Source organism: Pseudomonas sp. SDT291_1_S447 (assembly GCF_054070155.1).
This window is the reverse complement of sequence record NZ_JBSVXS010000002.1, coordinates 139,906-151,935: the sequence shown is the minus strand read 5'-3', so window position 1 is coordinate 151,935 and position 12,030 is coordinate 139,906. Positions and strand designations below refer to the sequence as shown.

At 60.5% G+C, this 12,030-nt stretch carries 9 protein-coding genes; 7 read left to right on the top strand and 2 right to left on the bottom strand.

Annotation, left to right across the window (positions count from 1 at the left end):
- Positions 1–105 precede the first annotated feature (105 nt).
- Genes ACW9IR_RS01735 through ACW9IR_RS01720 form a run of 4 tightly spaced genes read left to right on the top strand, consistent with a single transcriptional unit; the run spans position 106 to position 4,467 of the window.
- Positions 106–576, top strand: a complete 471-nt coding sequence (locus ACW9IR_RS01735) for a (2Fe-2S)-binding protein (protein ID WP_008086294.1) — start codon at positions 106–108, stop codon at positions 574–576.
- Complete coding sequence (locus ACW9IR_RS01730) at positions 573–2,894, top strand: molybdopterin cofactor-binding domain-containing protein (protein ID WP_457461371.1); 2,322 nt, start codon at positions 573–575, stop codon at positions 2,892–2,894. Before ACW9IR_RS01735 ends, ACW9IR_RS01730 begins: the two co-directional genes overlap by 4 nt.
- Positions 2,894–3,874 carry an XdhC family protein gene (locus ACW9IR_RS01725; protein ID WP_457461369.1) on the top strand — a complete coding sequence of 327 codons (981 nt, stop codon included), beginning with the start codon at positions 2,894–2,896 and terminating at the stop codon, positions 3,872–3,874. Before ACW9IR_RS01730 ends, ACW9IR_RS01725 begins: the two co-directional genes overlap by 1 nt.
- Positions 3,871–4,467: a nucleotidyltransferase family protein gene (locus ACW9IR_RS01720; protein WP_457461368.1), complete on the top strand. Its 597-nt coding sequence runs from the start codon at positions 3,871–3,873 to the stop codon at positions 4,465–4,467. The genes ACW9IR_RS01725 and ACW9IR_RS01720 overlap by 4 nt, the downstream gene beginning before the upstream one ends.
- A 270-nt stretch (positions 4,468–4,737) precedes the next feature.
- Here ACW9IR_RS01720 and rne read toward each other — a convergent pair whose 3' ends face one another.
- Positions 4,738–7,977, bottom strand: a complete 3,240-nt coding sequence (gene rne / locus ACW9IR_RS01715; protein ID WP_457461366.1) for a ribonuclease E — start codon at positions 7,975–7,977, stop codon at positions 4,738–4,740.
- 699 nt (positions 7,978–8,676) lie between these two features.
- Here rne and rluC point away from each other — a divergent pair.
- The 3 genes from rluC to sppA are packed head-to-tail and all read left to right on the top strand — an operon-like array spanning position 8,677 to position 11,299.
- Positions 8,677–9,636, top strand: coding sequence for a 23S rRNA pseudouridine(955/2504/2580) synthase RluC (gene rluC / locus ACW9IR_RS01710; RefSeq protein ID WP_102900029.1), 960 nt, complete (start codon positions 8,677–8,679; stop codon positions 9,634–9,636).
- Positions 9,623–10,285 carry an HAD-IA family hydrolase gene (locus ACW9IR_RS01705; RefSeq protein ID WP_095120585.1) on the top strand — a complete coding sequence of 221 codons (663 nt, stop codon included), beginning with the start codon at positions 9,623–9,625 and terminating at the stop codon, positions 10,283–10,285. Before rluC ends, ACW9IR_RS01705 begins: the two co-directional genes overlap by 14 nt.
- Before the next feature lie 24 nt (positions 10,286–10,309).
- Complete coding sequence (gene sppA / locus ACW9IR_RS01700) at positions 10,310–11,299, top strand: signal peptide peptidase SppA (protein WP_034155357.1); 990 nt, start codon at positions 10,310–10,312, stop codon at positions 11,297–11,299.
- Positions 11,300–11,347: 48 nt separating this feature from the next.
- Here sppA and ACW9IR_RS01695 read toward each other — a convergent pair whose 3' ends face one another.
- Positions 11,348–11,926: a Maf family protein gene (locus tag ACW9IR_RS01695; RefSeq protein ID WP_457461363.1), complete on the bottom strand. Its 579-nt coding sequence runs from the start codon at positions 11,924–11,926 to the stop codon at positions 11,348–11,350.
- Between the last annotated feature and the right edge of the window lie 104 nt (positions 11,927–12,030).

Genomic DNA, 12,030 nt, shown 5'->3' with positions numbered 1-12,030 from the left:
CAAGAGAGCCTGATTAGCCTGAGTCGATCTGCGCGAACCACACCGCTGATTTTCCGGCGGCAGATTGCTCGACCCCATAACCACTAAAAATATGCGGGCGTGCCCATGATTACCCTGAAACTCAACGGTCAAGACCATCCCCTCGATGTCACTGAAGACATGCCGCTGTTGTGGGCGATTCGTGATGTCGCCGGTTACAACGGCACCAAATTCGGCTGCGGCATGGGTCTGTGCGGCGCGTGCACCATTCATATCGATGGCTTGCCGGCGCGCAGTTGCATCACGCCGATCGGTTCGGTGATCGGCCAGAACGTCACCACCATCGACAACCTGCACGCTGACCCGGTCGGCCAGGTGGTCCAGCAAGCCTGGCTCGACACGGCTGTAGCGCAATGCGGTTTCTGTCAGGGCGGGCAAATCATGTCGGCCACTGCATTGCTCAAGACCAATCCGAATCCGAGCGACGAGCAGATCGAAGAAGCCATGGTCGGCAACATTTGCCGCTGCGGCACCTATAACCGGATCAAAACCGCTATCCGTCAGGCGTCCACGCATCTGAAGGAGGCGAAAGCATGAGCCGACTTCCGAATGATTTCGCCCTTAGCAATCTGAGTCGTCGCGGTTTCCTCAAGGGCGTCGGCGCCACGGGGGCGTTGGTGCTCGCGGCGAGTTGGGGCTGGCAGGATGCGTTGGCCGAGGACAAGCCGAAACAGTTCGGCGCCGATGGCATGCCCAACGGCTGGATCGATGATCCGAAGGTCTACGTCAGCATCGCCGCTGATGGCACGGTGACCGTGGTGTGCAACCGATCGGAAATGGGCCAGGGCGTGCGCACCAGTCTGACCATGGTTGTCGCTGATGAGCTGGACGCCGATTGGGCCCAGGTCAAAGTGCAGCAGGCGCCGGGTGATGAAGTTCGCTTCGGCAATCAGGATACCGACGGCTCGCGCAGTATGCGTCACTGGTACGAGCCGATGCGTCGTTGCGGCGCGGCGGCGCGAACCATGCTCGAGCAAGCTGCCGCTGCGCAGTGGAAAGTGCCTGTGGGCGAATGCCACGCGCAGTTGCACAAAGTCATCCATAAACCCTCCGGTCGTGAGCTCGGCTATGGCGAACTCGCCGCCGCAGCCAGTGCGTTGCCAGTACCAGCGCGTGACAGCCTGCGCCTCAAACAGCCGTCGGAGTTTCGCTACATTGGCAAGGAAGGCAGCAAAGCCATCGACGGCGCCGACATCGTCAACGGTCGTGCGGTGTTTGGCGCCGATGTGCATTTCGATGGCATGTTGTACGCGACTATCGCCCGTCCGGCGGTTTACGGCGGCAAGGTCAAATCAGTGGATGACAGCGCCGCACTGAAAGTCCCCGGCGTGCTTAAAGTGCTGCAGATCCAAAGCCGGCCGCTGCCTTCGGAGTTTCAGCCGTTGGGTGGCGTGGCAGTCGTCGCCAGCAATACCTGGGCAGCGATCAAAGGCCGTGAGGCGCTGAAGATCGAATGGGATGACGGCCCGAACGCCAGTTACGACTCGATCGCCTATCGCAAAGAGCTGGAAGCCGCCTCGCTGAAACCCGGCAAAGTGGTGCGCAACACCGGCGATATCGACAAGGCCCTGAGCGGCGCCGCGAGTACGCTCGAAGCGTCTTACTATCTGCCACATCTGGCACAGTCGCCGATGGAACCGATGGTCGCCATCGCCCGTTACAAGGATGGTGTCTGCGAAGCCTGGGCACCGAGTCAGGCACCGCAAGTCACCCGCGAGCGCATTGCCGAGCGTCTTGGGCTGCCGTTCGACAATGTCACGTTCAATGTCACCTTGCTTGGCGGCGGTTTCGGTCGCAAATCGAAGCCGGATTTCGTCGTCGAAGCAGCGATTCTCGCCAAAGAGTTTCCCGGCAAAGCCGTGCGGGTGCAGTGGACGCGTGAGGATGACATCCACAACTCGTATTTCCACACCGTGTCCGCTGAGTATTTGAAGGCTGGCGTCGGCAAGGACGGCATGCCGTCCGGTTGGCTGCATCGCACCGTGGCACCGAGCATCACTGCGTTGTTCGCGCCGGGCATGAACCATGAAGCGGCGTTCGAGCTGGGCATGGGTTTCACCAACATGGCCTACGCGATTCCCAATGTGCGCCTGGAAAACCCCGAGGCGACCGTGCACACGCGGGTCGGCTGGTATCGCTCGGTGTCGAACATTCCCCATGGTTTTGCGATCCAGAGCTTCGTCGATGAGCTGGCGCACAAGGCCGGCGAAGATCCGCTCAAATACCAGATCAAACTGCTCGGCGCGGATCGGCAGATCGACCCGCGTACCTTGAGCGAAGAGTGGAACTACGGTGAATCTCCCGAGCGGTATCCGATCGACACCGGACGCATGCGCACCGTGCTGGAAACCGCCGCCAAGGCTGCCGGTTGGGGGCGCAAACTGCCCAAGGGCCGTGGCTTGGGGCTGGCGGTGCATTACAGCTTCGTCACCTATGTGGCGGCGGTGATCGAAGTCGAGGTCAAAGACGACGGCACGCTGATCGTGCACAAGGCTGATATTGCCGTGGATTGCGGGCCGCAGATCAACCCCGAGCGCATTCGCTCGCAGTTCGAAGGCGCTTGTGTGATGGGCCTCGGTAATGCCGTGCTGGGCGAAATCAGCTTCAAGGATGGCAAGGTCCAGCAGGACAATTTCCACATGTACGAAGTGGCGCGCATGTCGCTGGCGCCGAAGGAAGTTGCCGTGCATCTGGTGACGCCACCGGGTGACGTGCCACTGGGCGGTGTCGGCGAACCGGGCGTGCCACCGATTGCTCCGGCCCTGTGTAACGCGATCTTCGCCGCCACCGGCAAGCGCATCCGCAATCTGCCGGTGCGTTACCAGTTGCAGGGCTGGCAGAAGGCAGAGGCGTAATGGACAGCGTCGACCTCAATGTCCTGCGCAGTGTCCTCGAGTGGCGCCGCGCCGGACAGCGGGTGGTGCTGTTCAGCGTGGTGCAGACCTGGGGCACGGCGCCCCGCGCTCCAGGCGCCATGTTGGCGTTGCGCGAGGATGGCGTGGTGATCGGTTCGGTGTCGGGCGGCTGTGTCGAGGATGACTTGATCGCCCGCCTGCACGACGGCCGCATCGCCACCGATGGGCCGCCGGTGCAGTTGATCACTTATGGCGTCACGCGAGAGGAGGCGGCGCGCTTTGGCTTGCCTTGTGGCGGTACGCTGCGCCTGACCGAAGAGCGCGTCGGCGACCCTGGGTGGGTTGCCGAACTATTGGCCCGTTGCGAGGCCCACGAGATTGTCGCTCGCGAATTGAATATCGACACCGGTGAGGTGCTTCTGTCGCCGGCAAGTAAATCCGATGCGCTGGAATTCGATGGCAAAACCCTGCGCGCCATTTACGGCCCGCGCTGGCGTCTGCTGTTGATCGGCGCCGGCCAGTTGTCGCGCTACGTCGCGGACATGGCGCGACTGCTGGATTTCGAAGTGCTGATCTGCGATCCGCGTACCGAGTTTGTCTACGGCTGGGAAGAGCATCACGGTCGCTTCGTCCCGGGCATGCCGGATGACGCGGTGTTGAGCATCCAGACCGATGAGCGCACAGCAATTGTCGCGTTGACTCACGATCCGCGTCTGGATGACATGGCGCTGCTCACGGCGCTTGATTCTCCGGCCTTCTATGTCGGCGCTCTCGGCTCTCGAGTCAACAGCCAGAAGCGCCGGGAAAATCTGGCTCAGCTAGGCTTGTCGGTACAGGCGATCGGTCGGCTGCATGGTCCGATCGGTTTGCACATTGGCAGTCATTCGCCGGCGGAAATTGCCTTGTCCTTGCTGGCAGAGATCGTCGCGATCAAGAACGGTGTCGAGTTGAAGCAGAAGAAAACACTGGAGGGCGCATGAGTCGATCCATTGCAGTGATTGTGCTGGCTGCAGGCGAGGGCAGCCGCTTTCGCCAGGTGGCAGGTGCCGACAAAGACAAGTTGCTGGCGGACTGCACCGGGCGTGATGGCGCGGTGCGTTCGGTGATCGAGCAGGTGTTGGTGAATCTGCCGGCCAGCCTCGACAAGCGCGTAGTGGTCACCACTGAAGCGCGGCCGCAGGCAATGCGCATGGCGCAGGCTTATGGCTGTGACGTGGTCTCGATTGAGTCGACCGGAATGGGTGACAGCATTGCCGCCGGTGTCGCCGCTTGTCCGGACGCCGATGGATGGTTGATTGTGCTGGGGGATATGCCGTTTATCCTGCCGTCGAGTATCGAGCGGGTGGTTGCGGCGATTGCTGACGATGCGGTGAGCGTGCCGGTGCAGGATGGCGAGTTTGGTCATCCGGTGGGATTTGGGCGGTCGTTTGGTTTGGGGTTGCAGGGGTTGAGCGGTGATCGCGGGGCCAGGCCTTTGTTCAAGCAGGGCAGGGTGGTGGAGGTTGCCGTCGATGATCCAGGTGTGCTGTGGGATATCGATGTGCCTGAGGCTTTGGTTTTTGCCTCGTCTTGAGATCTGTGTGAATTCCTTAGAAGCCCTCACCCTAACCCTCTCCCAGAGGGAGAGGGGACTGACCGAGGTGTTCTTTCGAGGTACACCGACCTGAAACTTCGAGTCGAACTCCGGCCTTGAAGCACACGGAGATCGGCTCCCTTTCCCCCTCGCCCCGTGGGGAGAGGGCTGGGGTGAGGGGGTTGGATCTAGAATCCACCACAAAAATTCGATGCATAAAAAAGCCCCGCCAGGCTTTCACCGGGCGGGGCTTTTTAACGGCTTTGGAAATTACACGAGTGGTTTAGGCTCGTGCTCTTTTTCCTCAGCCTCTTGGTGTTGCTCGACCGCGTCCTGAACGGAGCGTGGTGCTTCAGCAATCACCGCTTCGACAACCGCTTCTTCAGCGACCGGGGCAGGCGCTGCCTCGACCACTTCAGCAACAGGAGCAGCAGCGGCGGCCAGTTCGGCTTCCTTCTGCAGACGCTCTTCTTCACGCTTGCGACGACGCACTTCACGCGGGTCGTTTGGCGCGCGGCCGCTTGGTGTCAGGGCGCTGACTGGAGCCGGTGCTTCAACCACTGGAGCTGGCGCTTCGGCAACCACTGGCGCTTCGAACACTGGCGCTGGTTCAGCAACGACCTCTGGCTCGGCAACTTTGGTCTCTTCAACCACAGGAGCTTCAACCGCAGGCGCTTCGAACACTGGCTTTTCAACAACCGGTGCTTCAACCACTGGCGCTGGTGTTTCAGCAACAGCCGGCTCGGCAACCCAGTTGAAAGCGGTCTGCTCTTCGCGAACTTCACGCACGGTTTCGGTCACGGTTTCAGCGACGGTTTCAACAGCCGGCTCGGCAACCACAACTGGTGCAGGCTCAACCTGAGGCAGCGTTTCCTGAACCGGAGCCACTTCGACTTCCGGAGCAGCAACTACTTCAACTGGCGTTGTCGCTTCAACAACCGGCGCTTCCACTGCCGCAGTTTCCTGCACAGCAGCGGTGGCGCGTTCAGCTTGCTCGTGGGCTTGAGCTTCGGCCGGAGCGCTGATCACGCTGCTGGCAACAGCGGCGGTGACAGCCAGGCCAGCAGCCAGATCGGCGGTGCTTGGCTCTTCAGCGTTTTCGCCGGCTTCGGATTCTTCCGAACCTTCGATCACGTTGCCGTTGGCATCACGCTGACGCTCACGACGGTTGCTGCGACGACGCTGACCGCGCGAACGACGACGTGGACGATCGCCTTCGGCGTTCTCCGAACCGTCTTCCGGCAGTTGCTCTTCGTTGCTGTTCACTTCTTCTTCAGCGACGGCAGCAGCGGCCTGTTCGGCGCGCGGTTGACGCTCTTCACGCGGCGGACGCGGTGCGCGCTCTTCACGTGGCTGACGGGCCGGACGCTCTTCAGCGGTAACGGCTGCGGTGTCTGCAGTCACTGGAGCGGCGTCCAGTGGCTCGCGCAGTTCACGTACACGCTCTTCACGCTCGCCACGTGGCTTGCGATCTTCACGCGGAGCACGCGGTGCACGTTCTTCACGCGGTGCACGTGGCGCGCGTTCTTCACGAGCGGCCGGTGCAGCTTCGGTACGGGCTTCACGAGGCTCGCGGACTTCACGGGCTTCGCGTGGCGCGCGCTCTTCGCGCGGCTCGCGCGGCGCACGTTCTTCACGTGGCGCACGTTCTTCGCGCGGCTTGCGTTCTTCATCGCGGCGACCGTTACGGTTGCGGCTCTGCTGACGACCGTTGCGACGCTCTTCGTTACGGGCCGGACGTTCGGTGGCTGGTTTTTCAACCACAACCGGAGCGGCTGGCTCTTCTTTGGTGGCGAACAGGCTGACCAGCGATTTCACCAGGCCTTTGAACAGGCTTGGCTCTGGCGCGACAACTGGAGCCGGTGCCGGAGCGGCAGGTGCGGCGACTTCGGTCGGAACCGGAGCGTTGGCACGGGCCGGAGCAGTCTTGACCGCGGCTTCTTGGCGAACCAGGGTGCGGGTCGCAGCGGCTGGCTGGACTTCTTCGACTTCGGCAGCGGCAGCAGCGATTTCGTAGCTGGACTGGTTGGTCGCGGCTTCCGGGCTGTCGTCACGCAGGCGCTGAACTTCGAAATGCGGGGTTTCGAGGTGGTCGTTCGGCAGAATGATGATGCGGGCACGGGTGCGCAGTTCGATCTTGGTGATCGAGTTGCGTTTTTCGTTGAGCAGGAACGCGGCGACCGGGATCGGCACCTGAGCGCGCACTTCGGCAGTGCGGTCTTTCAGGGCTTCTTCTTCGATCAGGCGCAGGATCGCCAGCGACAGCGATTCAACATCACGAATGATGCCGGTGCCGTTGCAACGCGGGCAGACGATGCCGCTGCTTTCGCCCAGGGATGGACGCAGGCGCTGACGGGACATTTCCAGCAGGCCGAAGCGCGAGATGCGGCCGATCTGCACGCGGGCGCGGTCGGCTTCCAGGCATTCGCGGACTTTCTCTTCCACGGCGCGCTGGTTCTTGGCAGGGGTCATGTCGATGAAGTCGATGACGATCAGGCCGCCGATGTCGCGCAGGCGCAACTGACGGGCGATTTCTTCGGCGGCTTCAAGGTTGGTTTGCAGAGCGGTTTCTTCGATGTCGCTGCCTTTCGTGGCGCGCGCCGAGTTGATGTCGATGGACACCAGGGCTTCGGTCGGATCGATAACGATGGAGCCGCCGGAAGGCAGTTCAACGACGCGCTGGAAAGCGGTCTCGATCTGGCTTTCGATCTGGAAACGGTTGAACAGCGGCACGCTGTCTTCGTACAGCTTGATCTTGCTGGCGTACTGCGGCATCACCTGGCGGATGAAGGTCAGGGCTTCGTCCTGGGCTTCAACGCTGTCGATCAGCACTTCGCCGATGTCCTGGCGCAGGTAATCGCGGATGGCGCGGATGATCACGTTGCTTTCCTGATAGATCAGGAACGGCGCGGAGCGATCCAGCGAGGCTTCTTTGATGGCGGTCCACAGTTGCAGCAGGTAATCGAGGTCCCATTGCATTTCTTCGCTGCTGCGGCCAAGGCCGGCAGTGCGCACGATCAGACCCATGTCGGCCGGTGCAACCAGGCCGTTCAGCGCTTCACGCAGTTCGTTGCGCTCTTCGCCTTCGATGCGACGGGAGATACCGCCGGCACGCGGGTTGTTCGGCATCAGCACGAGGTAACGACCGGCCAGGCTGATGAAGGTGGTCAGGGCTGCGCCCTTGTTGCCACGTTCTTCTTTTTCGACCTGAACGATGACTTCCTGGCCTTCGCTCAGGACGTCCTTGATGTTGACGCGGCCTTCAGGGGCTTTCTTGAAGTATTCGCGGGAGATTTCTTTGAGGGGCAGGAAGCCGTGGCGCTCGGAGCCGAAATCGACAAAGGCAGCCTCAAGGCTTGGTTCGATGCGAGTGATGCGGCCTTTATAGATGTTGGCCTTCTTCTGCTCGCGTGCACCGGATTCGATGTCCAGGTCGTAGAGGCGTTGGCCATCTACCAGTGCAACACGCAACTCTTCGGGTTGAGTTGCGTTAATCAGCATTCTTTTCATGTAGTACCGTCGGTTTCCGGGCTGCCGGAAACGGCGTTCGGCACACACGACTTCTCACGGTCGGTGTCAGGTGCGTCGGGAGTGGTTGGCCATTCCCGTGTCCAGCGATATGCGGCCAATTGGGCCGATACAGCGACGTACGCGTCCTGCTTGCTGTGGCTACTTAAGCACTCAGTCAGGAGGAGGAATCAACCGGCGGCTGTGGACGAGATGAAGCGTCTTGATAAAGCCTATTGCTACACAGTCCAGCGGTTGTGCATCTCCACCCTACACGTATCCCTGATAATTCGGGTGCTGCCGCGCGCAGAATCCGCAGCGGGTTGGCATTTACCGTGAGCTCCGAAAGGGGAGGTCACGCATCATGGCTAATTCAGGCGTTGTTTCCGAAACATTCGCTCGGGGTCATCTGCAGCTGACTGCACTTTGTGAACTGGCCTTGAATGTGTGCCTGCCAGGCGAGTTAAAACTCTGCTCGGCGGTGTAATTCAGGCCTCATGTCACCTGCGCTCGTTACAACTGAAAACTCCACCGTTACGTAGCGAAAGCCCCGTAGGACGGCCTCGCGTCCTGGTGAATTGCGTTGGTCAGGGCCGGTTTTTGACCGTGGTTCCTCTGTCCAGGCCGCTTTTGGCGGCGTTCGCGACTATAGCAGCAATGATTAAGTGCTTCAATTCCATAAAAATTGTTATCATCCGCGGCATGACAACTACTGCCCCTTCGACTCCAGGCGTTCAATTGCTTGAAGTCTCGCCGGAGTATGCCGGCCAACGAATCGACAATTTCCTCCTCGCCCGGCTCAAAGGCGTGCCCAAGACCTTGATTTACCGCATTTTGCGTAAAGGCGAAGTGCGCGTGAACAAAGGTCGGATCAAGCCAGAATACAAGCTGCAGGCCGGTGATATCGTGCGCGTGCCGCCCGTTCGCGTGCCTGAGCGCGACGAGCCGGTGCCATTGGCCCAGGGTTTATTGCAGCGTCTGGAAGCCTCGATTGTCTTCGAAGACAAAGCCCTGATCGTGATTAACAAGCCCGCCGGCATTGCGGTTCACGGCGGCAGCGGCTTGAATTTCGGTGTGATCGAAGCCTTTCGTCAGTTGCGTCCCGATGCCAAGGAGCTGGAGCTGGTGCACCGTCTCGACCGTGACACCTCCGGCCTGCTGATGATCGCCAAAAAACGCAGCATGTTGCGCCACTTGCACGAGCAACTGCGTGGCGACGGCGTCGACAAGCGCTACATGGCGCTGGTGCGCGGTAACTGGGCGACCTCGATCAAGAAAGTCAGCGCGCCATTGCTCAAGAGCAATCTGCGTTCCGGCGAGCGCATGGTCGAAGTCAATGACGAGGGCAAAGAAGCCCTGACGCTGTTCAAAGTGCTGCGCCGTTTCGGTGATTTCGCCACCATGGTCGAGGCTAAGCCGGTTACCGGTCGCACCCACCAGATTCGCGTGCACACCTTGCATGCTGGCCATTGCATTGCTGGCGACAGCAAATATGGCGACGAGGATTTCACCAAGGAAATCCGCGATCTGGGCGGCAAGCGCCTGTTCCTGCACGCTTACATGCTGACCGTGCCGCTGCCCGATGGCGGCAAGCTGACCCTTCAGGCGCCGGTCGACGAAATGTGGGCCAAGACCGTGGAGCGATTGAGTGCGCCCATCTGATTACAAGCTGCTGATTTTCGATTGGGACGGCACCCTGGCCGACTCCATCCATCGGATCGTAGAGGCGATGCACTCGGCGTCCGGGCGCTCCGGTTTCGAGTTGCGCGATGACTTTGCCGTCAAGGGCATCATCGGTCTGGGTTTGCCCGAGGCGATTCGCACGCTGTATCCCGAGATCAGCGATGCCGAAATGACCTTGTTTCGCGAGTATTACGCCGATCACTACATCGCCGCGGAAGCCGTGCCTTCGCCGTTGTTCGAAGGCGTAGTCGAGTCGATGGCATCGTTTCGTGAGCAGGGTTATCACCTGGCTGTTGCGACGGGCAAGAATCGTCGCGGGCTGGATCGGGTGCTCAAGGCCAATGGCTGGGAAGATTATTTCGATATCACCCGTGCTGCCGATGAAACTGCGAGCAAGCCGCATCCTCTGATGCTGGAGCAGATCCTTGCTCACTGCGGTGTGCGTGCGGAGCAGGCGCTGATGGTCGGCGATTCGTCCTTCGATCTGCTGATGGCGCGTAACGCAGGGATGGACTCGGTGGCGGTCAGTTATGGCGCGCAATCGATCGAATCGCTGCAGCAGTTCGAGCCGCGCCTGTCGATCGACCGTTTTTCCGAATTGCATGCCTGGCTGGAGAAGCAGGCTTAATACGTTTTTGCTGGGGTGGATGGCATGACCGACGAATGGAAAGCACCGGCCAAGGCAAGTGCCGACGACGGTGACCAGAAGAGCTGGAAGCTATTGGAGAAAACGCTGCTCGCCGGCGTGCAGGAACAGCGTCGCTCGCGCCGTTGGGGGATTTTCTTCAAGCTGCTGACCTTTGTTTATCTGTTTGTGGCGCTGATTTTGTTCACGCCGCTGATGGACATGGAAAAAAGCGCCACGCGCGGGCCTAACTACACCGCGTTGATCGACGTCACCGGCATGATCGCCGACAAAGAACCGGCCAGCGCCGACAACATCGTCGGCAGTCTGCGGGCGGCGTTCGAGGACAAGAAGGTCAAAGGTGTCATCCTGCGAATCAATAGTCCTGGCGGCAGTCCGGTGCAGTCGGGTTATGTGTATGACGAGATCAAGCGTCTGCGCGGTCTGCATCCGGAGATCAAAGTGTATGCGGTGATTTCCGATCTGGGCGCGTCCGGCGCTTATTACATCGCCAGTGCGGCGGATCAGATTTACGCCGACAAGGCGAGTCTGGTCGGTTCGATTGGTGTGACGGCGGCCGGTTACGGCTTTGTCGGCACCATGGAGAAGCTGGGTGTCGAGCGTCGTACGTACACCTCGGGTGAGCACAAGTCCTTCCTCGATCCGTTCCAGCCGCAGAAGCCTGAAGAAACGGCGTTCTGGCAGAGCGTGCTCGACACGACGCACAAACAGTTCATCAATAGCGTCAAGCAGGGGCGTGGCGACCGTCTGAAAGACAAGGATCATCCAGAGCTGTTCTCTGGGCTGGTCTGGTCAGGCGAGCAGGCGCTGCCGCTGGGCTTGATTGATGGTCTGGGTAATGCCAGTTCGGTGGCGCGGGACGTGATCGGCGAGAAAGAATTGGTGGACTTCACTGTGCAGGAGTCGCCGTTTGATCGTTTCTCGAAGAAGCTCGGTGCCAGTGTGGCTGAGCAGTTGGCGATGTGGATGGGATTCCACGGGCCTTCGTTGCGTTAAGAAGTTGCAGTAGAAAAAAACCGGCCTTGATGGCCGGTTTTTTGTGGGTCAGGGAATCTGCACGCCTTCAACCAGCAGCATGTCGATCAGGCGAATCAGCGGCAGGCCTATCAGACTGGTGGCGTCAGGGCCTTCGGTGGATTGAAACAGGCTCACACCCAGTCCTTCAGCCTTGAAGCTGCCTGCGCAGTCATATGGTTGCTCGATGCGCAGGTAACGCTCGATGCGCGCCTGATCGAGCTGGCGCATGTGTACGGTGAACGGCACGCAGTCAACCTGGCATTGGCCTGTCTGGCTGTTGAGCAGTGCCAGGCCAGTCAGAAAGGTTACGCTGGCGCCGCTCGCGGCCATCAATTGTTCGCGAGCCTTCTCGAAGGTGTGCGGCTTACCGATAATCTGCTCGCCGAGCACGGCAACCTGGTCCGAGCCGATAATCAGATGAGCGGGGTGGCTGTCAGCCAGTGCCCGGGCTTTTTGTTCGGCGAGGCGTTTGACCAGTTCGCTGGCTGACTCGCCCGGGCGATGACTTTCATCGATATCCGGCGAGCTGCAGACGAACGGCAGGTGCAGGCGGGTGAGCAATTCGCGGCGATAGGTCGAGCTTGAAGCGAGTAATAAAGGCAGCATTCGCGTCTCCTGAGGCAGATGTGAATTCTAGCGGAGGCACGCAAGTGACGGACAGGGCACAATTTCCTTTGACATGGGTGGGTGCATCCCTATAATGCTGCGCC

Bases quoted from the DNA above. Each gene is read 5' to 3' on its own strand.
- ACW9IR_RS01735 (WP_008086294.1), top strand. From the start codon at position 106: ATGATTACCCTGAAACTCAACGGTCAAGACCATCCCCTCGATGTCACT.
- ACW9IR_RS01730 (WP_457461371.1), top strand. From the start codon at position 573: ATGAGCCGACTTCCGAATGATTTCGCCCTTAGCAATCTGAGTCGTCGC.
- ACW9IR_RS01725 (WP_457461369.1), top strand. From the start codon at position 2,894: ATGGACAGCGTCGACCTCAATGTCCTGCGCAGTGTCCTCGAGTGGCGC.
- ACW9IR_RS01720 (WP_457461368.1), top strand. From the start codon at position 3,871: ATGAGTCGATCCATTGCAGTGATTGTGCTGGCTGCAGGCGAGGGCAGC.
- rne (WP_457461366.1), bottom strand. From the start codon at position 7,977: ATGAAAAGAATGCTGATTAACGCAACTCAACCCGAAGAGTTGCGTGTT.
- rluC (WP_102900029.1), top strand. From the start codon at position 8,677: ATGACAACTACTGCCCCTTCGACTCCAGGCGTTCAATTGCTTGAAGTC.
- sppA (WP_034155357.1), top strand. From the start codon at position 10,310: ATGACCGACGAATGGAAAGCACCGGCCAAGGCAAGTGCCGACGACGGT.
- ACW9IR_RS01695 (WP_457461363.1), bottom strand. From the start codon at position 11,926: ATGCTGCCTTTATTACTCGCTTCAAGCTCGACCTATCGCCGCGAATTG.